22 protein-coding genes are annotated in these 22,291 nt (G+C 50.8%); 9 read left to right on the forward strand and 13 right to left on the reverse strand.

Annotated features, from left to right (window positions below):
• Positions 1–95 precede the first annotated feature (95 nt).
• Positions 96–1,418: a murein DD-endopeptidase MepM gene (gene mepM, locus GC128_RS12790; protein ID WP_074391971.1), complete on the reverse strand. Its 1,323-nt coding sequence runs from the start codon at positions 1,416–1,418 to the stop codon at positions 96–98.
• 15 nt (positions 1,419–1,433) lie between these two features.
• Positions 1,434–2,378 (reverse strand): zinc ABC transporter substrate-binding protein ZnuA, encoded by a 945-nt coding sequence (gene znuA, locus GC128_RS12795; protein ID WP_151994622.1) that lies wholly within the window; start codon positions 2,376–2,378, stop codon positions 1,434–1,436.
• Between the two features lie 79 nt (positions 2,379–2,457).
• Here znuA and znuC point away from each other — a divergent pair, with 79 nt between their 5' ends.
• Complete coding sequence (gene znuC / locus GC128_RS12800) at positions 2,458–3,213, forward strand: zinc ABC transporter ATP-binding protein ZnuC (RefSeq protein ID WP_151994623.1); 756 nt, start codon at positions 2,458–2,460, stop codon at positions 3,211–3,213.
• The gene (znuB, locus tag GC128_RS12805; RefSeq protein WP_064559096.1) at positions 3,210–3,995 is read left to right on the forward strand and encodes a zinc ABC transporter permease subunit ZnuB; all 786 of its coding nucleotides are present in this window, start codon (positions 3,210–3,212) and stop codon (positions 3,993–3,995) included. Before znuC ends, znuB begins: the two co-directional genes overlap by 4 nt.
• Positions 3,996–4,074: 79 nt before the next feature.
• Here the strand turns inward: znuB and ruvB are convergent, their stop codons facing one another.
• From ruvB to aspS, 6 genes are all read right to left on the reverse strand, one after another.
• Positions 4,075–5,082: a Holliday junction branch migration DNA helicase RuvB gene (gene ruvB / locus GC128_RS12810; RefSeq protein ID WP_120065402.1), complete on the reverse strand. Its 1,008-nt coding sequence runs from the start codon at positions 5,080–5,082 to the stop codon at positions 4,075–4,077.
• 21 nt (positions 5,083–5,103) lie between these two features.
• Positions 5,104–5,715 (reverse strand): Holliday junction branch migration protein RuvA, encoded by a 612-nt coding sequence (ruvA, locus tag GC128_RS12815; RefSeq protein WP_151994624.1) that lies wholly within the window; start codon positions 5,713–5,715, stop codon positions 5,104–5,106.
• A gap of 73 nt (positions 5,716–5,788) precedes the next feature.
• Positions 5,789–6,310 carry a crossover junction endodeoxyribonuclease RuvC gene (gene ruvC, locus GC128_RS12820; RefSeq protein ID WP_034496011.1) on the reverse strand — a complete coding sequence of 174 codons (522 nt, stop codon included), beginning with the start codon at positions 6,308–6,310 and terminating at the stop codon, positions 5,789–5,791.
• A gap of 150 nt (positions 6,311–6,460) precedes the next feature.
• The gene (locus GC128_RS12825; protein WP_151994625.1) at positions 6,461–7,204 is read right to left on the reverse strand and encodes a YebC/PmpR family DNA-binding transcriptional regulator; all 744 of its coding nucleotides are present in this window, start codon (positions 7,202–7,204) and stop codon (positions 6,461–6,463) included.
• Positions 7,205–7,223: 19 nt separating this feature from the next.
• On the reverse strand, positions 7,224–7,700 hold the full coding sequence (nudB, locus tag GC128_RS12830; protein ID WP_407643502.1) for a dihydroneopterin triphosphate diphosphatase: 477 nt from the start codon (positions 7,698–7,700) through the stop codon (positions 7,224–7,226).
• Entirely contained in the window at positions 7,675–9,465 is a 1,791-nt protein-coding gene (gene aspS, locus GC128_RS12835) for an aspartate--tRNA ligase (RefSeq protein WP_151994627.1), read from the reverse strand. Before aspS ends, nudB begins: the two co-directional genes overlap by 26 nt.
• 367 nt (positions 9,466–9,832) lie before the next feature.
• On the opposite strand from aspS, the gene GC128_RS12840 reads away from it, so the two are divergent.
• The 5 genes from GC128_RS12840 (at position 9,833) to cmoB (ending at position 13,573) form a co-directional block, all read left to right on the forward strand.
• On the forward strand, positions 9,833–10,399 hold the full coding sequence (locus tag GC128_RS12840; protein WP_151994628.1) for a hydrolase: 567 nt from the start codon (positions 9,833–9,835) through the stop codon (positions 10,397–10,399).
• Positions 10,400–10,537: 138 nt separating this feature from the next.
• The gene (locus GC128_RS12845) at positions 10,538–11,356 is read left to right on the forward strand and encodes a DUF72 domain-containing protein (RefSeq protein WP_151994629.1); all 819 of its coding nucleotides are present in this window, start codon (positions 10,538–10,540) and stop codon (positions 11,354–11,356) included.
• A gap of 70 nt (positions 11,357–11,426) precedes the next feature.
• Positions 11,427–11,822 (forward strand): MAPEG family protein, encoded by a 396-nt coding sequence (locus tag GC128_RS12850; RefSeq protein WP_064511949.1) that lies wholly within the window; start codon positions 11,427–11,429, stop codon positions 11,820–11,822.
• 39 nt (positions 11,823–11,861) lie between these two features.
• Complete coding sequence (gene cmoA, locus GC128_RS12855; protein ID WP_151994630.1) at positions 11,862–12,605, forward strand: carboxy-S-adenosyl-L-methionine synthase CmoA; 744 nt, start codon at positions 11,862–11,864, stop codon at positions 12,603–12,605.
• Entirely contained in the window at positions 12,602–13,573 is a 972-nt protein-coding gene (gene cmoB, locus GC128_RS12860) for a tRNA 5-methoxyuridine(34)/uridine 5-oxyacetic acid(34) synthase CmoB (protein WP_151994631.1), read from the forward strand. Before cmoA ends, cmoB begins: the two co-directional genes overlap by 4 nt.
• A 30-nt stretch (positions 13,574–13,603) precedes the next feature.
• Here the strand turns inward: cmoB and fumD are convergent, their stop codons facing one another.
• Positions 13,604–13,816 carry a fumarate hydratase FumD gene (gene fumD, locus GC128_RS12865; RefSeq protein WP_151994632.1) on the reverse strand — a complete coding sequence of 71 codons (213 nt, stop codon included), beginning with the start codon at positions 13,814–13,816 and terminating at the stop codon, positions 13,604–13,606.
• Positions 13,817–14,051: 235 nt separating this feature from the next.
• Between fumD and GC128_RS12870 the strand changes: the two genes are divergently transcribed.
• Both GC128_RS12870 and GC128_RS12875 read left to right on the forward strand, forming a co-directional pair.
• On the forward strand, positions 14,052–15,170 hold the full coding sequence (locus GC128_RS12870) for a tyrosine-type recombinase/integrase (protein ID WP_151994633.1): 1,119 nt from the start codon (positions 14,052–14,054) through the stop codon (positions 15,168–15,170).
• A gap of 221 nt (positions 15,171–15,391) precedes the next feature.
• Positions 15,392–15,631 (forward strand): DinI-like family protein, encoded by a 240-nt coding sequence (locus tag GC128_RS12875; protein ID WP_151994634.1) that lies wholly within the window; start codon positions 15,392–15,394, stop codon positions 15,629–15,631.
• A 292-nt stretch (positions 15,632–15,923) separates the two neighbouring features.
• On the opposite strand, the gene GC128_RS12880 is transcribed toward GC128_RS12875, so the two are convergent.
• The 4 genes from GC128_RS12880 to GC128_RS12895 all read right to left on the reverse strand — a co-directional run bounded on the left by GC128_RS12880 (position 15,924) and on the right by GC128_RS12895 (position 22,238).
• Complete coding sequence (locus GC128_RS12880) at positions 15,924–17,303, reverse strand: phage tail fiber protein (protein ID WP_226812098.1); 1,380 nt, start codon at positions 17,301–17,303, stop codon at positions 15,924–15,926.
• Positions 17,304–17,401: 98 nt separating this feature from the next.
• Positions 17,402–18,070 (reverse strand): hypothetical protein, encoded by a 669-nt coding sequence (locus GC128_RS12885; RefSeq protein ID WP_151994635.1) that lies wholly within the window; start codon positions 18,068–18,070, stop codon positions 17,402–17,404.
• On the reverse strand, positions 18,070–18,372 hold the full coding sequence (locus tag GC128_RS12890) for a hypothetical protein (protein WP_151994636.1): 303 nt from the start codon (positions 18,370–18,372) through the stop codon (positions 18,070–18,072). The genes GC128_RS12885 and GC128_RS12890 overlap by 1 nt, the downstream gene beginning before the upstream one ends.
• Complete coding sequence (locus GC128_RS12895; RefSeq protein ID WP_151994637.1) at positions 18,372–22,238, reverse strand: phage tail protein; 3,867 nt, start codon at positions 22,236–22,238, stop codon at positions 18,372–18,374. Before GC128_RS12895 ends, GC128_RS12890 begins: the two co-directional genes overlap by 1 nt.
• Between the last annotated feature and the right edge of the window lie 53 nt (positions 22,239–22,291).

The raw sequence follows: 22,291 nt of genomic DNA on the forward strand, positions 1-22,291 counted from the left end.
TGATGACATGAATTTGTAAGTATCTTAGCGGGCTAATGCCCATCAGACAAAGAAAAAGCCGGCAACAAAGTACCGGCCTTTTTCATAACGATGGATTAATTGAAGCTAAGTTGCGGTGTGACTTCACGAACTTGTGCCAGATAATCGTTACGATCCGAGCCTGTCAGCCCTTCGGTACGAGGCAATTTCGCAGTTAATGGGTTTACCGCCTGCTGATTAACCCACACTTCATAATGCAAATGCGGCCCCGTAGAACGCCCGGTATTACCGGAGAGTGCGATACGGTCCCCACGTTTCACTTTCTGCCCAGGCTGAACCAACAGCTTTTTCAGGTGCATATAACGAGTGGTATATGTACGACCATGACGGATAGCGACAAAGTAACCTGCCGCACCACTGCGTTTGGCCATAACAACTTCACCATCACCGACCGCCAGCACCGGAGTACCTTGTGGCATCGCAAAATCGACACCTTTGTGCGGGGCCACACGCCCGGTTACCGGGTTGAGACGGCGCGGGTTAAAGTTTGACGAGATACGGAACTGTTTTGCAGTTGGGAAGCGCATAAAGCCTTTCGCAAGCCCGGAACCACTACGATCGTAGAATTTGCCGTCTTCCGCACGAATGGCGTAGTAGTCTTTACCACTGCTGCGCAGGCGCACGCCCACCAATTGGCTTTGTTCACGTTTGCCATCGAGCATTTCGCGTGACATCAGCACAGAAAACTCATCGCCTTTCTTCAGTTTGCGGAAATCCATCTGCCACTGCATGGCTTTGATAACCGAGCTGATCTCAGCACTTGTCAATCCAGCATCTTTCGCACTACTCACAAAACTATTGCCAACCGTGCCTTTCAGCACATTGTTAACCCATTCGCCTTGCTGCATTTCGCTGCTGAGTTTGAAAGTACTGCCTGAACGGTCGTATGTGCGCGTTTCGCGGCGTGACATTTCCCATGTCAGGCGCTGCAGTTCGCCATCGTCGTTTAACGTCCAGGAGATCTGTTGACCGATTTTCAGGTTACGCAGGTCTTTATCTACCGTCGCAAGTTGGCTGATATCGCCCATGTCGATGCCATACTGATTCAGGATGCTACCGAGCGTATCCCCTGTCGACACGACATATTCATGAACACCCGTTTCACCGGCAGTTTTGTCGTCCAGTTCATCCTGCGGAATTGTGTCGTCTTCTGCGTCCGGAGACTGATCTAACGGTTCACTGGCTTCAGGGAGTAACGAACGAATTTCGTTTTTCTCAAGCTCAATGGTTTTAATGACGGGGCTGGCTTCAGGATGATAGACGTACGGTCGCCAGACAGCGACCGCAAGTGTAAGAACTGTAAGAGACCCCAGCATAACGCGGTGGGGCCGGGACAAATTGTCGAATGCCAGGGCGACAGAGCGGGCTATCTGTTGCACGTATTCACTTCCTCATTAATCTCCTTTCAGGCAGCTCGCATATTGGTTCGCAAGCCCGCTCAAAAACTGCATATAGCTGTCTTTGCCGAGCTTAACCTCAATCCCCAGTGGATCCAGCGTTCCGCTTCGAACGTTAGTGCCACGGGCAACGGCATTAATAACTGCTGGCCTGAACTGCGGTTCAGCAAAAACGCACACGGCTTTTTGCTCAACCAACTGTGTTCTGATGTCATGTAAACGCTGCGCACCGGGTTGGATTTCTGGGTTAACGGTAAAATGGCCAAGTGGCGTTAGACCGTAATGTTTTTCAAAGTAGCCGTAAGCGTCGTGAAAAACGAAATACCCTTTTCCTTTGAGCGGTGCGAGCACGCTACCAACTTGCTTATCGATGTTGGCTAATCCTAACTCGAAAGTTTGCAAGTTGGCGTCAAGTTTGGCTCTATTTTGGGGCATAAGTTCCACTAATTTATCGTGGATTGCAACCGCTGACAGGCGCGCTACCTCTGGCGAAAGCCAGATATGCATGTTGTATTCACCATGATGGTGATCTTCGTCACTATTTTCGGCTGAATGGTCATGTCCTTCGTGACCATGTTCGTCATCGTCATCACCCTTCATCAGCAACGGTTTCACGCCAGGTAAAGCTGCAAGTTGCACTTGTTTTTGTTCAGCTAATTGCTTAACCGACTTCTGCATGAAGGCTTCCATTTCAGGGCCAACCCACACCACTAAGTCCGCGCTTTGTAAGCGTTTTACATCAGATGGACGAAGTGCATAATCATGCTCAGAAGCGCCATCTGGCAGCAAAACTTCGGTCGGTGTCACGCCATCAGCGATCGCTGCGGCGATAAAACCTAAGGGTTTGATTGAAGCTACTACAGCCGCCTGCGCTGGGGCGGCTGCGGCACCCAAAAAGGCAGTTGTTAAAGCTGCGCAAAGAAATGAGTTTTTATGTAACATAATGCGATTTTTCATCGTTAAGAATGTGAGATGTGTGATATTATAACATCCGCTAACTTCTGCAACCCCTGAAATTGTCATGACAAATCTGGTATCACTGGAAAATATCTCTGTTTCTTTCGGACAACGCCGCGTGCTGTCTGATATTTCACTCGATCTCAAACCGGGCCGCATTTTGACGCTGCTTGGGCCAAATGGTGCAGGGAAATCAACGCTGGTGCGTGTGGTGTTGGGTCTGGTAGCACCTGATGAAGGCGTTATCAAGCGTGACCGCGACCTGCGCATCGGCTACGTACCGCAAAAACTCCATCTCGACGCCACTCTGCCATTAACCGTCAGCCGCTTTATGCGCCTGCGTCCAGGTGTGAAAAAGGCCGATATTTTGCCTGCGCTAAAACGCGTACAGGCCGCCCATCTGATTGAAGCGCCAATGCAAAAGCTTTCTGGCGGTGAGAATCAACGCGTTCTGCTGGCGCGTGCTTTGTTAAATCAGCCGCAATTATTGGTGCTTGATGAACCAACACAAGGCGTGGATGTTAACGGGCAACTTGCGCTTTATAACCTGATTGACCAGTTGCGCCACGAGCTCGATTGCGCGGTGATGATGGTTTCCCACGACCTGCATTTGGTGATGGCGAAAACCGATGATGTGCTATGCCTGAATCACCATATTTGCTGTTCAGGTACGCCCGAAGTGGTGTCGATGCATCCGGAATTTATTTCGATGTTTGGCGCACGGGGTGCCGAGCAGTTAGGCATTTATCGCCACCATCATAACCACCGTCACGATCTTACCGGACGTATCGTTCTGCGCAGAGGGAATGGCCAGTCATGATTGAATTGTTGTTACCCGGCTGGCTTGCCGGGATTTTGCTGGCGTGTGCTGCTGGCCCGCTCGGCTCTTTTGTTGTCTGGCGCAGGATGTCCTATTTTGGCGACACACTCGCTCACGCATCTTTGTTAGGCGTTGCTTTCGGCTTACTGCTCAATGTAAACCCATTTTATGCGGTGATTGCGGTAACGTTAATGCTGGCGTTAGGTCTGGTCTGGCTCGAAAAACGCCCGCATCTGGCGTTAGACACCTTGCTCGGGATTATGGCTCACAGCGCGTTGTCACTGGGTCTGGTCGTGGTCAGTTTAATGTCTAACGTGCGCGTCGATTTGATGGCGTATCTGTTTGGCGATCTGCTATCGGTCACCATGCCGGATATTATCTCTATTGCATTGGGTGTTGCGGTGGTTGTTGGCGTGCTGCTTTGGCAATGGCGCAATCTGTTGTCGATGACTATCAGCCCGGACCTGGCTCATGTTGACGGGGTCAACCTGCAACGCGTGAAAATGCTGTTGATGCTGGTGACGGCGCTGACCATAGGTGTGGCGATGAAATTTGTCGGCGCATTGATCATCACTTCCCTGCTGATTATTCCTGCAGCAACGGCGCGTCGTTTTGCGCGGACGCCTGAGCAAATGGCGGGTTTTGCGGTGATTATCGGAATGCTTTCAGTCACAGGCGGGCTGACGTTCTCAGCGTTTTATGACACACCAGCCGGGCCGTCGGTGGTGTTGAGTTCGGCGGTATTGTTTGTATTGAGTATGGCGAAGAAGCAAGCGGCTTAAATTGTGTTGGATGGCGCTTGCGCTTATCCAACCTACAAAACCGTAGGGCGGATAAGTGCAACGTCATCCGCCATTTTACTTAAACTACCGGCGGTATAATTCCAAAGTGAGTCCAGGCTCTTGGCGTTGCCATTCGCCCACGCGGAGTACGTTGCAGGAAGCCCTGCTGAATCAAGAACGGTTCCAGCACATCTTCGATGGTTTCACGTTCTTCGCCAATCGCTGCTGCCAGGTTATCCAATCCAACCGGGCCGCCCATGAATTTATCTATCACCGCCAGCAATAACTTGCGGTCCATATAGTCAAAACCTTCGGTATCGACATTCAGCATATCCAGCGCTTGCGAGGCGATTTCGGCACTGATGGTGCCATCGTGGCGCACTTCGGCAAAATCGCGCACCCGACGTAATAAACGGTTGGCAATACGCGGTGTACCACGCGCTCGCTTCGCCACTTCAAAAGCACCCTCTTCGCTCATCTCCAGCCCTAAAACTGTCGCGCTGCGACCAACGATGTGCTGCAAATCGGAAACGCCGTAAAACTCCAGGCGCTGCACAATACCGAAACGGTCACGCAGTGGCGAAGTTAACGAACCCGCGCGCGTGGTCGCGCCAATCAGGGTAAACGGCGGCAAATCGATTTTGATGGAACGCGCTGCCGGGCCTTCGCCAATCATGATATCGAGCTGATAATCTTCCATTGCCGGGTAAAGCACTTCTTCGACAACTGGCGATAAACGGTGGATTTCATCGATAAATAAAACGTCATGAGGTTCGAGGTTGGTCAGCATTGCCGCCAAATCCCCTGCCTTTTCCAGCACCGGGCCGGAAGTGGTGCGCAAATTCACACCCATTTCGTTGGCGACAATATTCGCCAGCGTGGTTTTACCCAACCCTGGCGGGCCGAAAATTAACAGATGATCGAGCGCATCCCCACGCAGTTTTGCCGCCTGGATGAAAATCTCCATTTGCGATGTAACCTGCGGCTGGCCGACGTAATCCGCCAAAAAACGCGGGCGAATCGCGCGGTCAATTAACTCATCAGGGGTGATGGTGTCTGGCGATACCAGACGGTCTGCTTCAATCATCCTTCATCTACCTCAGGGGCTTCAAAGTGCTGCGCGTAATGCTTCACGGATCAGGGTTTCACAATCGGCACCGGCTTTGCCGACTTTACTGATCATGCGACTGGCTTCTTGTGGTTTATAGCCCAGCGATACCAGCGCCGCAACGGCTTCCTGCTCGGCGTCGTCTGTCACGCCGCTTTCCGGCGCAGTTAGCACCAAATCGGATGCCGGAGTAAACAGGTCGCCATGCATGCCTTTGAAGCGGTCTTTCATTTCAACAATCAAACGCTCGGCGGTCTTTTTACCCACGCCCGGCAGCTTAACTAATGAACCAATTTCTTCACGCTCAACGGCATTCACAAACTGTTGTGCCGACATACCAGAAAGAATCGCCAGCGCCAGTTTCGGGCCAACACCATTCACTTTGATAAGCTCGCGGAAGAGCGTGCGTTCTTGTTTGTTATTGAAACCGTAGAGCAATTGCGCGTCTTCACGCACCACAAACTGGGTAAATACCACAGCTTCTTTACCGATTTCCGGCAATTCATAGAAGCACGTCATGGGCATGTGAACTTCGTATCCAACGCCGCCGACTTCCATCAATACCAGCGGTGGCTGTTTTTCCAGGATGATGCCTCTGAGTCTTCCAATCACACTGCTTCCCCTACGGTTGCGTAAAAAATTTTGCCTATCATATAAAAAAGGCTGGATAGATATCCAGCCCTATTTATTTTAAACGTCCTCGAGACAAATTAAGCCGTGTATCGCTCATCTGCATCGAGTTCTGCGTCACGTGGCAATGCGTGATGGCAATCGCCAGCGCATCTGCCGCATCCGCTTGCGGATTCGCAGATAGTTTCAGCAAGGTCCGCACCATATGCTGCACCTGGCTTTTTTCAGCACTACCAATGCCAACGACCGTCTGCTTAACCTGGCGAGCCGCATACTCAAACACGGGCAAATCATGGTTCACCGCCGCGACTATCGCAGCACCACGAGCCTGGCCGAGTTTCAGTGCGGAATCCGCGTTCTTCGCCATAAATACCGATTCGATGGCGAAATATTCAGGTTGGAACTGGGTAATAATTTCGCTCACCCCCGCGTAGATAAGCTTCAAACGCGAGGGTAAGTCGGTCACCTGAGTACGAATACAGCCGCTGCCCAGATAGGTAAGCTGCCGACCGGTCTGGCGAATAACGCCGTAACCGGTAACGCGTGACCCCGGATCGATGCCGAGAATAATCGCCATCACGCGTCTCCCTGGAAGGAAAATACCCTATAGATTTCAAGTCGCAGGAAGGCGGCTGCGCAGCAAATCCCCAAGAGCGTAGTCATGCTACGTGATTGGGGTGAGTGAGCAAAGCCAACGCATCTGCGAATTGAAAGATGACGGGTATCATTACAGCGTTGCCGCAACCTCGTCAGAGATCTCACCGTTGTGATAAACCTCTTGCACGTCATCGCAGTCTTCCAACATGTCGATAAGACGCATCAATTTCGGTGCAGTTTCTGCGTCCATATCGGCTTTGGTGGAAGGAATCATGGAGATTTCTGCTTCGTCTGCTTTAAGCCCTGCGGCTTCCAGCGCGTCACGTACTGCACCCATTTCTTCCCAGGCAGTGAACACGTCGATTGCGCCGTCGTCATATGCAACAACGTCTTCAGCACCCGCTTCAAGAGCGGCTTCCATCACGGTGTCTTCATCTTTGCCTGGGGCATAAGAGATAACGCCTTTTTTGGTGAACAGATAAGCTACTGAACCGTCAGTTCCCAAGTTACCGCCACATTTATTGAACGCATGACGTACTTCAGCCACGGTACGGTTACGGTTGTCGCTCAGGCATTCCACCATGACTGCTGAACCACCAGGACCGTAACCTTCATAAATGATGGTTTCCATGTTGGTGTCTTCGTCGCCACCCACACCACGTGCGATTGCACGGTTTAAGGTGTCACGCGTCATGTTGTTGGATAACGCTTTATCAATCGCTGCACGCAGACGCGGGTTAGAACCCGGATCACCACCGCCAAGACGGGCTGCAGTTACCAGCTCACGGATAATTTTGGTGAAAATTTTACCGCGTTTGGAATCCTGCGCAGCTTTGCGGTGCTTTGTGTTGGCCCACTTACTATGACCTGCCATAAAAATATCTCCAAAATAGCTACCTGACGGCAGCATTAATTACAAACTCTTCAATCGCTTCCCGGTTGCTCCACGACTTGGTCATAGCAGCCGCAGCTTGTGCGTCGGTCCACTCCCAGGCCAGATGTTCCGAGATGGTAATCAGCCGTTCGTTTGGCAGCGCAAGACAGAACCAATATTCCGTGTTGCGCGTAATTCCCGGGGCATAGCGATGACGCAAATGTGTAAAAATCTCGAACTCCACACAGCGTTGGCAGTCAATCAAGGTCAGTTGCTCTGAGACAACATCGATATCGACCTCTTCCTTTACTTCACGCTGTGCGGCATACAGCGCGGTTTCACCCTCTTCTATGCTGCCGGTAACCGACTGCCAGAATTCAGGATCATCGCGCCGCTGTAACATGAGCACCCGTCCGGTGTCCTTAGCGAAAATCACAATCAGTACCGAGACGGGACGCTTAAAGGCCATATCACTCGTTCTCGAGGGAAATGTCATTTTTAACTTTTTTAATCACTTCTATACCCAGCTCACTCAGAGACGTTGGGTTAGCGAAGCTTGGTGCTTCAGTCATCAGGCACGCTGCTGCGGTTGTTTTCGGGAACGCAATAACATCACGGATGTTGTCGGTGCCGGTCAACAGCATGGTCAGACGGTCCAGACCAAACGCCAGACCTGCATGCGGTGGAGTACCGTATTTCAGGGCGTCGAGCAGGAAGCCAAACTTCTCGCGTTGATCATCCTCGGTGATACCCAGAATGCCGAACACAGTCTGCTGCATCTGGCCGTTGTGGATACGAACGGAACCGCCGCCCACTTCATAACCGTTGATAACCATATCGTATGCGTTCGCAACCGCAGCTTCCGGATCGGCCGCCAGTTCTTCTGGTGACATATCTTTCGGTGCGGTGAACGGGTGGTGCATTGCGGTCAGGCCGCCTTCACCGTTGTCTTCAAACATTGGGAAGTCGATAACCCACAGCGGTGCCCAGGCTTTTTCATCGGTGATGCTAAGATCTTTACCGATTTTCAAACGCAATGCGCCAAGCGCGTCAGCAACCACTTTCTTGTTGTCTGCGCCGAAGAAGATCATGTCGCCATCTTGCGCACCCGTGCGGGCCAGAATAGCTTCAACGATTTCTGCGTTCAGGAATTTAGCCACCGGGCTTGTGATACCTTCGATGCCTTTAGCACGTTCGTTCACTTTGATATAAGCCAGCCCTTTCGCGCCGTAAATCTCAATGAACTTGCCGTAGTCGTCAATCTGTTTGCGGCTTAACTGTGCGCCACCTGGCACTCGCAGTGCTGCAACGCGGCCTTTAGCATCATTTGCCGGGCCTGCGAATACTTTAAACTCAACGTCTTTGAGCAGGTCAGCAACGTCCACCAGCTCCATTGGGTTACGCAAATCTGGTTTGTCAGAACCGTAACGACGCTCAGCTTCGGCGAAAGTCATGATTGGGAAGTCGCCCAGGTCGACGTTTTTCACGTCCAGCCACAGGTCACGAACCAACTTTTCCATCACTTCACGCACTTGCGGTGCGCTCATAAAGGAGGTTTCTACGTCGATCTGAGTAAATTCTGGCTGACGGTCAGCACGCAAATCTTCGTCACGGAAGCATTTAACAATTTGATAGTAGCGATCAAAACCAGACATCATCAGCAGCTGTTTGAACAGCTGTGGGGATTGCGGCAGCGCGTAGAATTTACCTTTGTGAACACGGCTTGGCACCAGGTAGTCACGAGCACCTTCTGGTGTAGCTTTGGTCAGCATTGGGGTTTCGATATCAAGGAAACCGTGGTCGTCCATAAAGCGGCGCACAAAGCTGGTGATTTTCGCACGCGTCTTCAGGCGGTTTGCCATTTCAGGGCGGCGCAGATCCAGGTAGCGGAATTTCAGGCGCGCTTCTTCGGTGTTGACGTGGTTTGAATCCAGCGGCAGCGCTTCAGAACGGTTGATGATGGTCAGATCGGTTGCGAAAACTTCCACAGCACCGGTAGCCATATCTTTGTTGATGTTTTTCTCATCACGCGGACGAACAGTACCGGTGATTTGGATGCAGAACTCATTACGCAGTTCGGATGCCAACTGGAACGCGTCCTGACGATCAGGGTCGAAAAACACCTGCACGATGCCTTCGCGATCGCGCATATCAATAAAGATAAGGCTACCGAGGTCACGACGACGATTGACCCAACCACACAGTGTTACTTGTTGTCCCACATGGGATTGATTTAGCTGCCCGCAATATACTGTACGCATGAGATATCCCTTAAATTAGCCGCTCACTGTTTTTCGGTGGCCACTATATTTTGTCTGTATACCCTATAGCATTCGAGTTGCAGGTAGGCGGCAAGGGAGTGAATACCCAGGAGCTTACTAAAGTAAGTGACTGGGGTTCATGAGTGCAGCCAACACCCCTGCGACTCGAAGGATGACGGGTATGAAAAAAGGGGGCTATTATACTGGAAATAACGGCCCGCGATAAGCCCGATACGACTGACTGACGCGTTTCAAAGCGCCTTGTTTTGGCAAAACTCACAAAAATTAACAAAATTTGTAAACTGCCGGCCCCTGGTTTCATCGTAAGGTATTAGCCGATCACCTTATTTTTCCCCGGAGTCACCCAATGTTAGAACTGAATACTTCACGAACCGCGCTGGTAATCATTGATTTGCAGGAAGGGATCCTGCCATTTGCAGGCGGCCCGCACAGTGCACAGGATGTGGTGGCTCGTTCAGCGAAACTTGCTGAAAAATTCCGTGCCAATGGAGCCCCCGTTATTATGGTGCGCGTTGGATGGTCAAAAGATTTTGCAGAAGCACTCAAACAGCCGGTTGATGCTCAAGCGGGTGCGCATGCACTGCCTGACAACTGGTGGGTTTACCCGCAGGCTTTAGGTAAAAAAGACACTGATATTGAAGTGACTAAACGCCAGTGGGGCGCGTTTTACGGCACCGACCTGGAACTCCAACTGCGCCGCCGCGGTATCGACACCATCGTGCTGTGCGGGATTTCGACTAACATCGGTGTGGAGTCCACCGCGCGTAACGCGTGGGAATTGGGCTTTAACCTGGTGATTGCCGAAGATGCGTGCAGTGCCGCAAGCAGTGAACAACACCAGGGCAGCATGACGAATATCTTCCCGCGTATAGGACGTGTTCGTAGCACTGAAGAAATTATTACTGCTTTTTAATTGACCTCGTTTCTACCCTATATCATTCGAGTTGTAGGTAGGCGACAAGGGAGATTATCCCGACGAGCTTACTGAAGTAAGTGATTCGGGTAAGCGAACGCAGTCAACACCCCTACAGCTCGAAGGATGACGGGTAGAATGATCTACATTGGCCTGCCGCAATGGTCGCACCCAAAGTGGGTGCGGCTCGGCATCACTTCTCTTGAAGATTACGCTCGTCACTTCAATTGTGTGGAAGGCAACACCACGCTTTATGCACTACCTAAAGCGGAGATTGTGTCGCGCTGGCGTGATATGACCGATGACGATTTCCGCTTCTGCTTTAAATTCCCGGCAACCATTTCCCATAATGCCGCACTTCGCCAGTGCGGCGATTTAACCGCTGAGTTTCTCGAAAGGATGTCGCCGCTGGCAAATCGCATTGGCCAATACTGGTTGCAGCTACCGGCAACATTTGGGCCTTCTGATTTACCCGCGCTGTGGAATTTCCTCGACTCGTTGCCCAAAGAATTTACCTATGGCGTTGAAGTTCGTCACCCTTCTTTCTTCGATAAAAGTCCCGATGAGCAAGCGCTTAATCGTGGACTGCACGAGCGCTGTGTCAATCGCGTGATTCTTGATAGTCGCCCGGTTCACAGCGCCAAACCACACAACGAAGCCATTCGTGAAGCGCAACGCAAAAAGCCGGTGGTTCCGGTTCATGCACTCGTGACGGCCAAAAATCCACTGGTGCGATTTATCGGCAGCGACGATATGGAGCAGAATCTGGCGTTCTTTAGCGCCTGGATGAAAACCTTGCCCAAGTGGGAACAAACCACCACGCCATACCTCTTTTTACACACCCCGGATATCGGCCTGGTACAAGACCTGGTTCATACGCTATGGCCGGGGTTGCAACAGGCTTTTCCGGCATTGGGAAATGAACCGGCGATTCCAAAGCAAAACTCACTATTTTAGTAATAGCGACAGTTAACAGGTTGCACTGCTATCATATGCCGTGCTGGAACTATCTCTAAAGGATGTGGGTATGGTAAGCGCGCTCTACGCCGTGTTGGGTGCTTTGTTGCTAATTAAGTTCTCGTTTGATGTTGTTCGTATGCGTTTGCAGTACCGCGTCTCATATGGTGACGGTGGTTTTAGCGAACTCCAGAGCGCAATTAGAATTCACGGTAATGCGGTGGAATATATTCCGGTCGCGTTGCTGCTTTTATTACTGATGGAAATGAACGGCGCCGAAACCTGGATGGTGCATGTTTGCGGGCTGCTGCTCATTGCTGGTCGCCTGATGCATGCGTATGGTTTTCACCATCGCTTAATCCGCTGGCGTCGCTCTGGTATGAGCGCAACATGGAGCTCTTTAATCCTGATGGTACTGGCTAATCTATGGTATATGCCATGGGAGTTGGTTTTCTCGCTGCATTAACGCAAAATATGCCCCTTTCGAATTTCCGGATTTAACGTTATGTCTGACCGCGATACGCTGTTTTCCGCCCCGATCGCCAAATTGGGTGACTGGACCTTTGATGAACGCGTGGCTGAAGTGTTCCCCGATATGATTCAACGATCGGTGCCTGGCTACTCCAACATCATTTCTATGATTGGTATGCTGGCGGAGCGCTTTGTGGCACCAGGTAGCCAGGTCTATGACCTTGGTTGTTCGCTTGGCGCGGCAACGTTATCCGTGCGTCGTAACATCCAGCATGACAACTGCAAAATTATCGCGGTAGATAACTCCCCTGCTATGGTCGAGCGCTGCCGCCGCCACCTTGATGCGTTTAAAGCGCAAACCCCTGTCGATGTTATAGAAGGCGATATCCGCGATATCGTTATCGAAAATGCGTCGATGGTGGTGCTCAACTTCACCCTGCAATTTCTTGAACCCGATGACCGCAAACTGCTGCTGGAAAAAATCTACAAGGGTCTGAATCCTGGTGGCGCGTTAGTGTTGTCGGAAAAATTCAGTTTTGAAGATGGTGAAGTGGGAGAATTGCTGTTCAATATGCACCACGATTTTAAACGCGCGAACGGTTACAGCGAGCTGGAAATCAGCCAAAAACGCAGCATGCTGGAAAATGTCATGCTCACCGACTCTGTCGAAACACATAAAAAACGCCTCAAACAAGCCGGATTTGACCACGCAGAATTATGGTTCCAGTGCTTTAACTTTGGCTCTTTAGTTGCACTGAAATCAGGAACTTCTGCATGATCGACTTTGGTAATTTTTATCAGCTTATTGCGAAAAGCCCGCTGGCTCCGTGGTTAGAAACCCTGCCTGCGCAAATTGCCACCTGGCAGCGTGAGAACCTGCACGGCCAGTTCAAGCACTGGTACAACACTGTTGAATACCTGCCGGAACTGACACCGTATCGTCTGGATTTATTGCACAGCGTCACCGCTGAGTCTGAAACGCCACTCAGCGATGGGCAGCGCCTGGGGATTGAAAAGTTACTGCGTAACCTGATGCCATGGCGCAAAGGGCCTTACTCGCTTTATGGCGTAGACATCGACACCGAATGGCGTTCCGACCTGAAATGGGATCGTGTTTTACCACATATTTCCCCGCTTACCGGGCGCACCATTCTGGATGTCGGCTGCGGTAGCGGTTACCACCTGTGGCGGATGATTGGTGCGGGTGCACACCTCGCGGTGGGTATCGACCCGATGCAGTTGTTTGTTTGCCAGTTTGAAGCGGTACGTAAACTGCTGGGTAACGACCAACGTGCCCATGTGCTGCCGCTTGGTATCGAGCAACTTCCTGAACTCAATATCTTTGATACCGTGTTCTCGATGGGTGTGCTTTATCACCGTCGCTCCCCACTCGACCATCTTTATCAGCTAAAAAATCAGCTAGCTAAAGATGGCGAACTGGTGCTCGAAACGCTGGTTGTAGAAGGCGATGAAAATACGGTGTTAGTGCCAGGCGAGCGTTACGCGCAAATGCGCAACGTTTACTACATCCCATCTGCTCTGGCGTTGAAAAACTGGCTGGAGAAATGTGGTTTTGTTGATGTGAAAATCGTCGACCATTGCTACACCACAAGCGAAGAACAACGTCGTACAAGCTGGTTGACCACCGAATCACTGGCCGACTTCCTTGATCCGAACGATGCGAGCAAAACCATCGAAGGTTATCCAGCCCCACTGCGCGCAGTTCTGGTGGCCCGTAAGCCATAATTATTTTAAGGCCACGGAATGTGGCCTTACTTATTTCGCCTCAAATCCAAGCGCCCGAATGACTTCTTGCATCGCACTACCCGTCAATTCAGAACGCTGAATCTTGCTATTAGCAGACATGGCTCTGACAACCCCCGCAATGACAACATGTTTGGGTTCCTGGCCAAGATCGCGCATCTCAAGCACCACCTTCCCAACAACACGACACATTTCATCGTAAAGCTCTTTATCTGTGATACTCATACCTTCCTCCATTGTTTAGAGGGAGCCTAACACGTTTAAATCATTAAAATAAAAAAAGCCCCAGCAAAACGCCGGGGCCATCATTTTAACACATACCGCATTTAACCTTAATTTCAATTAGTTAATAATATCACCTGTTTATACAAACAGTATTTTTATCGTGCGTTTTTGATGGTTTTAGGTTATTTTTCTTCTATCGGCACCCCACCCAGCACCCCATGTAGGATAAGTTAAGATGGCCTATTACACTGTTGAAAAAAGGCTTCGTAGCGATGGAACTCCACGTTATCGCTGCACCGTTGGCGTCAAAGAAAACGGCGTTTATGTACATAGAGAAAGCAAAACCTTTTCCAAACAGACCTTAGCAAAGTCCTGGGGTGCTAAACGAGTCGCATATCTTGAGGAGCATGGAATTCCAACTGAAGATTGTGAATTCGCGAAAAAAGACAAAATAATCACTCTTGGGGATGCAATATCGAAATATCTCGAGCACCCTGAAGTTATTATGCAGCGTTCAAAACGAGAAACACTTAACCAGTTAATGAGAAGCGAAGTATCCAGCACCCCTCTTGACAGCATAACGGCCAAAGCTCTAATCGAACACTGCCAGTACCGTAAAAGCCTGGGAAGATCTCCAAAAACAATCTCTAATGACATTTCGTTCATTTCGAGTGTGTTGAGCGCAGCCAGGCCACTATTCGGTATATCACTAAATTTGCAGCCTCTTGATGAAGCTAAAGTATGGCTTAATCAACTACGGATCATTGGACCTTCGCAACGACGAACCCGTAGACCAACCAGAGAAGAATTTGAGCTGATCCTGAACGGATTAAGAGAGAAAGCTAAAAATGCATACAGCGGCGCACCTTTTCATGAGATTTTTTTATTATCAGTCTTATGTTGTGCGCGAATTGGGGAAATTTGTCGCCTGCGCTGGGATGACATTGACGAGAAGCAGAAGGCAGTTTTAGTCCGTGACAGAAAAGACCCAAGGAAAAAAGAAGGAAACCACATGCTAATCCCTTTGCTGGGCGAGGCATGGGATCTGGTTCAACGACAACCCAGAAAAGAAAAAGAAGACCGAATATTTCCTTTTAGGGAGCGAAGCATCACTCAATCTTATCGGGAGGTCCGCGATAGTTTGGGTATTGAAGATTTGAGGTATCACGACTTACGCCGCGAAGGGGCCAGTCGGTTATTTGAAGCTGGTTTTAGTATTGAGGAGGTCGCCCAGGTAACCGGACATAGGTCACTTGATACCCTTTGGCAGGTATACACTCAACTGTTTCCCAAAACTCTTCATGATAAATTTGAACACCTACAACAAGTTAAAAACCAGAAGAACACCATATGACGCAACAGTAGATATAAGGCATTAAAACATCTCATTGATATATAAACATTATTTTGCTTTTATCACGTCAGCATGAGCGTTTTGATACTATTCCTAAGTACCTGATTTTTAGCCAATCATTTTGAGTTTTGATAACCACTTTTTTTGCTTCCCGCACTTGACACTGTTTATACATACAGTATAAATATCACTGTATATCCAAACAGCAAGGAGAGACTGTAATGTATGTTGAATTAGTATTTGATAAGCGCAATGTGGAAGGTTTACCGGGTGCCAAAGACCTCATACTTGCCGAACTGACAAAGCGTGTGCATGGGATATTCCCTGCTGCTGATGTTCGCGTTAAACCGATGCAAGCTAACGCCGTTAACAGTGACTGCACGAAGACAGAGAAAGAAAAGATAAATCGTTTGGTCGAGGAAATGTTTGAAGAAGCCGAGTTCTGGCTCGTCAGCGAGTAGCGTCTATGGACAACATGATCATTGGCGGAGTGAGGATTTACTTCCCTCGTCCTGGGGAAAAGCTCCCGGTTCCGTCAACTGACATAAGAACCTTCGCCATTAAGGGAACTACCGGCGAACGCTGCTGCTTACTTGGATATTGGGGCGGGAAATGGGTTGTTCTTTCGCTACCTGAATACGAAAGCTCGGGTAAAGCTATCATGGCAGCAGTGAGACAAGGGAAGCGTAACTGGCGGTGAGATACCGCCATTCATTGCTTTACTGATGAAGGGATTACGCGTTGTGTAAATTTTCAGGATTGTGACTGCTCTCCCTCGTCCTGCACTTTTTCAGCTGCAATACGTTTAGCTTCCGCTACTCTTTGAGCCTCAATCCGATCTGCTTCCTCCGCTGCTTTTTGATCCGCCAGCATTTTCAGATTCCAGATGCTGTTTTGTGGCATTTCAACACGGACAGAGACGAACTGGTCTGCAGGGATATCAATCGGGTCACCACCTGCAAATCCCTCTCGTTCATTGCGCGCAAATTCAGGGGCATCCGGATATGTGCGATGATAGGTTTTCACCAACACAGAACCATCCGGATTCACTTTATAGTCCAGCCAGATAAGTGGCTGCTTATTTCTGTCTGTGGGGATATCAAAACCGCCGTCAATGCCACCCCATGCAGCATCTGCATTCAGGCCCATACAGCCATTAATCAGATATTCGCCGACACCCTGACGCGTGACAGAACAACCTTCTGACTCGGCATTCGTTTCCGCTTTGCCATCTGCAAAAAGTTTCACTACAGGTGACGCGGCTTTTAGCGTGCCGTCTGCTGCCTTTGTTGTATTTGCTGTACTGTACTGAATCGCCCATGGGGTTGGGAATCCAGTTGTTGAGCTTCCATATCTTGCAGCAAGAATTCCCCTATCCAAAACCTGAAGCTGTGCCACTGCGGTAATTCGCTGCATAATCAACATTGGCCCATATCCATTGGCCCAATTCGTGCCGCCCGCGCCAGCACCGGACACAAAACCGCAGTATCCAATCGCCGCATCCGCGTTACTGTCTGGAATTGATGGGGATGAGGCTCCAAGTCCAAATGCGCCAGTTTTCATCAACATGTTCGGGCCAGTATCAGTAGCCGTAGTCTGAGCCGTTTGTGTAGCTGCACTTCCCAGACCAATACCCGCACGTGCTTCTGCCTGGGTCTTTCCTCCGGTTCCTCCCTGTCCAACACTGAGTGCCGTCGTCAACCCGCTCAGGCTTGTGATGTCACTGTTCGCGCCTTTTTTCGCTAATGACTTTTGCCCGGGTACCGTGACGTTCACACCATTAATAGTGATCGTCACATCACCAGCACCGTTCATGACATCCGCGAATCCGCTCATATACTTCTGATACATGCCGAACGTCTCAGCAATGTCCTGCGCCAGGCCGTCAACACTCAGGCTGTCGCTAAGCAGGATTGCGTATTTCGTACCGGCAGCAATGGCAGGGCTGATGGCCGGGGTGACAGATAGAGCAGTAGCACTGGCAACCGCAGTGAGCTGCAAAACCTGAACCGGGTTGGTGAAGGCAATGAACGTGCAGCCAACGCGGATAAGACTACCGGCTGCGGTGAAGTTTGTGCCAGTACCGGTAATGGTGCTGCCGTTTCCTGCGATAGTGCCTGTGGTGTAAATCATGTTTTCTCCGGACGAAAAAAAACCGCCGAAGCGGTTTCTTAAATTGATGATTATTATTTATAAATCGATGTTGTGAAGCAGCTACTCAGAGCGATCGATTAATCATATGCAGCGGTATTAATTGCCGTGATTGCCATTCCTGTATTCGTCCCGCCAACTGCGCTTCCCTGGCCGGTCTGACTACCCTGAGCGTTAATTCTGGTGGTAGTGCCGTTGAATAGCGCACCAGCATATGCGGTCACGTTAACAATGACCGGTTGCCCCTGAACCATCACCTGGAACAATGAAGATCCAAGAAGTGCCGGGACGATTGCATACGACCCTGATAATGTCTGGTCAATATTAATGCCCCCGCCGTTCCCTGGCGTTCCGACAGTGACCAGATCGCTTAAAACACGGCTTTCATTCGTGAGCACAAGCTTTCCGTTTTCATCCCATATCGCCATACCCCATGCAGGCAGAGTCTGAGGGAATATAGCGAAAACGTAGGCTGTCAGGGTATGGCTGTCACCTCTGGGACTGCTCGACCCGACACTGATCATATTCCCCACGCGTGTGGCCCCCACCGTTGCTGCGTTCGACGTTTTGCAAAATACTATGGCCGGATAGCTCGCATCGATGGGAATATCCATGCTGGTGCCTTGATAGCTACCGCCCACATTGGCCGAGTTTACTGTTACCTTCCGGTACAGGCAGAACGGTGTAGACTGAGGGGTTATGAAGGGATTACCGTTATCAAGCGTAATAAGCGCGCCATAGTCCGCCATTATGCCTTCTCCAGGAAGACTATCAGCTCGCATTCGGATGCTGGATAGTTCCCCACTCCGGTACTGCTTGCGGCACTGAGGGTTATGGTATTACCGCTCGCAACGATGCGGCGACCGACAGAGACAGCCCCCTTATCCAGAGAAATGGCAAATCCAACCTTCATACCTGCCGGGATGCTGAACGACCAGCTCCCGGAATTCTGCCCTGCTGAGAGCTGAATGCGGCCCACTACTGAGACGGGCTTTATTCCATAGTTGTTCGGCGCGCCATTGGCGTCCCAGGTCTGAATGCCAAATGCCATCAGAACACCCCTGTAAGTTTTCCGAGTTGAACACGCAGTGTATTGTTATCTTTAATGCTGATTGTTGTACTTGTCTGCTTCATTGCGCCACTACTGTCACTACCGTAGTTTTCGAGTGTTCCTGTTTTAAAGTTGATTGAGAGCCCCGCCTTCCCTGGAGAGTAATTCACAGAACTGATTGTTTCCGCCAGCTTCGCTCGAGTGATTGTGGCATCGCCGATGACGGTATCGCTGATGATGGTCTGCCCATTTACGATGACAAAAGGCATTGTTACGGTGCCGCCAGCCTGGGCCATGACAGCAAACCTGTCAGCGAGGAACAGTATCTGTGACTGCATTCCTTCAGGGGTGTTTTCAACACCAATGCCCATGCCCGCCGCGTATTTTCGACCATTTTTGTCAACGCCCACTTTAATCGAATACATCGAGCTCAGTGCGCCATCGATGCTGGCCAGCGCAGACGCATTTATTGAAACATCCGCGCTCACACCTTCAATAGATGCGTTAATCGCAGTAACCTGGCTGGCTGTTGATTGCTGGTAGTTCGCGACGGTCTTGCCCAGTGTTGTAATACTGGACTCGTTGCCGGAGACCTTACTGTCGAGTTTCTCAAGCGATTGTGTTGTAGCTTCACGGTCGTTCGCAGCGACTTCATCAATGCGCTGAATTTGAGCAATGCTACTGCCGTACTGCGCTGTAATTGTCTGCTTCAGATTTACCTGGGCCAGCGTGTTCTGAATCAGTGCAATCGCTGTGTTCTGGATACCCCCTTTAATCGTTCCGACCTGACCCGTTTTGTCAACGAGTTCAGCCGTTACTTCTTCAAATCGCGACGCTGTGGCGCTATCAAGCGTGGTGACAGCTTTGTCTAAAGTCGTAATATCAGCAGTATTCTGAGCTGCAACTTTGCCCGCGGCATCCGCTTTATTGCCCGCTGTTGTTGCTTTGCCATCAGCTGTATCGGCTTTATCAGATGCCACTTTTGTAGCCGCTGAAACCTTATTAACGGCCTCCGCGCGAGCCTCCCTTTCGGTCACAATGACCTGACGCACCTCAACAATATCAGCGGTATTTTTCGCGGTACCGTCAGCATTCTCACCAATTTTCGCTTCAAGATGCCTCACATCCGTAACGCGGGCCTCAGTTTCCGTGGCAATCACTTCACGCAGTTGCTCAAATTTCGCTGAATTCGCACCGTTCTGAGCGGACTGGCTGACCACCACATTCGCAATCGCCAGCGCATTGTGAATGATTGATTCAGCAGTCTGTTTATTTGCGCCCACTGCTGCAGCAAGCTTGTCTGCGTTATCTATAATGGCGCTGGCCATGTCAGCAATTTTCAGATTACTGTCGACAGCGTTCTCAACCAGGTCTTTGAACAGGTCAGTGTCTTTAATCTGATTCAGCACTGCTTCAGTGATGTCCGTGACATCGATACTCGCCTGACCGACTACCCAGTCAGTCCATTCCCCCTGGTTGCCGATACGGTCGATAAGTCGCGCGCGGTACCAGAAGTTTTGACCTGCTTTCAGGCCCATCTGTTGGTAAAGCTTCTGGGGATATGGCACATCAGCAAGCAACATTGGGCTGGAGCCATCAGCCGCAGCGCTGTACTGGATTTCAGTATTCAGCGTATCGCCCGCATCTGCCGGGAACCCCCAGGAAATGTTGATGCCAAAGACCACATCATCGGTTGCTGATAATCCCAGAGGTTTTGGTGGAGAACCGATTTTCCCCGTCAGGTTGGCTTCCTGGCTGACGGTCCAGACAGAGCTAATGTCGCTCGAGTTAATTGCACGTACGCGCGCGGTGTACCGACCGGAATAGATGCCCGTGACCTCAAACCCTAACGAGCTGGTACGCGGTGCACTCACCCAGTCGCCATTATCTTTTCGCCACTCGCATTCGTACGCAATCGCGTTCGGTACCGCATCCCAGTTCACGCGCAGCGTTTCAACGCTGATGTTCTGTACCACCCGGCTGTAGCTGGTAATAGTTACCGCTGCCGGGGGAGCCTGCACGCTAGGTGGAATGGCCGAAATTGGGCGATCGTCTAAACGTGCCCCGGTATCGATGGCCGCATATTTATCCGGATTGTGGTTAATGGCCGCAATGGTAAATGTGCCATCGTCATTATCAGTGACGCCAGTAACCCGGTACTGCTGGATAAACAGATCATCAGCATCCACAACCCACACCGACTGCACTTCCGGCGTCTCACTGTAAGCTGTGGTGACCGTGACCTGCTTATCAGTGACTGACTGAATCGTACGAGCCTGAGAGACGCCAGATGGTAAGTTGATTATCAGGCGGTTACCTGCTTTTGCATCGCCAACTCGGTCCAGGGTAATAACCCGACCGTTAACCGCGCTGATACGTCCACCCATCACCTTGCCGGACAGGTTCTGGTCAGCCACGCCGATAATATACCCGGGCAGTGGGATCATCCCTTCCATCCCGGTGGAAAATGTCACAAGGCGGTCTTTGGCGTTCGTCAGTAGTGTCCAGCGACCACGACGATTTGCTTCGGTTCTACGGGTGCAGCCAATCGCGGTAATTTCAGTCTGACGCACCTTGTAACGACGAATCAGGTCCTGTTCAAACACGCCTTCCACTTCATCGGCATAATGATTGTCGGGATTTGACCAGGACACCATCGCAGTGGAGTAGCGATTACGCTCACTGCCACCGGCATAAACAAACTTGCCGCCGATGACATTTGCCCGGGTGAAAACATAAGTCATGTCGCGTGGCTGGTCAGCCAGGGCAAAAAGCTGATTATTGGCCCAGTAGGTCATACCGCGAAAGATACTCGCCAAGTCGCGTAGCACGTTGAATGCTTCGTTCTGGCTCTGAATGTACACATCACAGAGGAAACGCGGCTCGGTACCACTCCCACCCAGGCCATCCGGTACCAGCTGATCGCAATACTGCGCAATGCGGTAAAGCTCCCACTTATCGACCTGACTTGCATCCAGACGATCACCCAAACCAAAGCGGGGGTTGAGGACCATGTCGTAAAACACCCAGGCCGGGTTATTGGAATATGCCCATTTGAACGAGCCATCCCATGTACCACTATAGGTGCGTGAATCAGCATCATATGCTGTCGGCACGCGAATCAGCCGCCCCGGAGCTTTAACACTGATTTGCGGAATATTGCTGAACTGCTTTGCGTCAAAGGTGACAAACAGCAGTTCGGTATTTGGGTACCGAAGCTTGGCATCGATGACTTCAGCGTACGCTTCTATATTGGTGGCATTAGCCACACGGTTAGAAACGGAATCCGCGGTAAGACGGGTAACGCGTACCTGCCAGCCCGTCGTGGCTTTTGGCAAATCAATGCGATGCGAACGCTCATACAACGATGTGGTTTTACCATCAAACGCGCCATCCACCACCGTCTGATAAGCACCGCCATCAGTGGCAAGTTCAATTTTGTACTCAACCCGCGAACCGACTACATCACCATTGTCTTTCTGGAGTTGCAGAGCTGGAAGCCCCAGACGAACACGCAGCGCGGAGAGTTGCGTGTTGCTGATGGCGCGGGTCCACGGTTGCGTTTGCTTCAGTGGTGTGTTGATCGAGATTTCATTTTCGACTGAGGGAATACCCTGGATGTATTCCTGTGCCTGCGTGCCGGGGCGGTACTCCCACGTCACACCGGGAAAGTTCAGTGTCCCGTCCTGCGCCCGAACTGGTGTACCATCGAGATAGATATCTTTATCGGTCAGCCCACCAGCACACTCCCCCTCGCTGAGCGCCAGAAGGATTTTGGCGGTGGCGACCGAATGCAGCGAATCGGGTGATTCTTTTGGGGAACTGGGTTTGCTGCTGCCGCTCTTGCGTCCCTGGATATGTGCCATATTGCGCCCACAAAAAAGGGTCGCCTGAGCGACCCTGTAGTGAATGAAAGTGG

The sequence above is a fragment of the Buttiauxella massiliensis genome, from assembly GCF_902500225.1.
Taxonomy (GTDB): domain Bacteria; phylum Pseudomonadota; class Gammaproteobacteria; order Enterobacterales; family Enterobacteriaceae; genus Buttiauxella; species Buttiauxella massiliensis.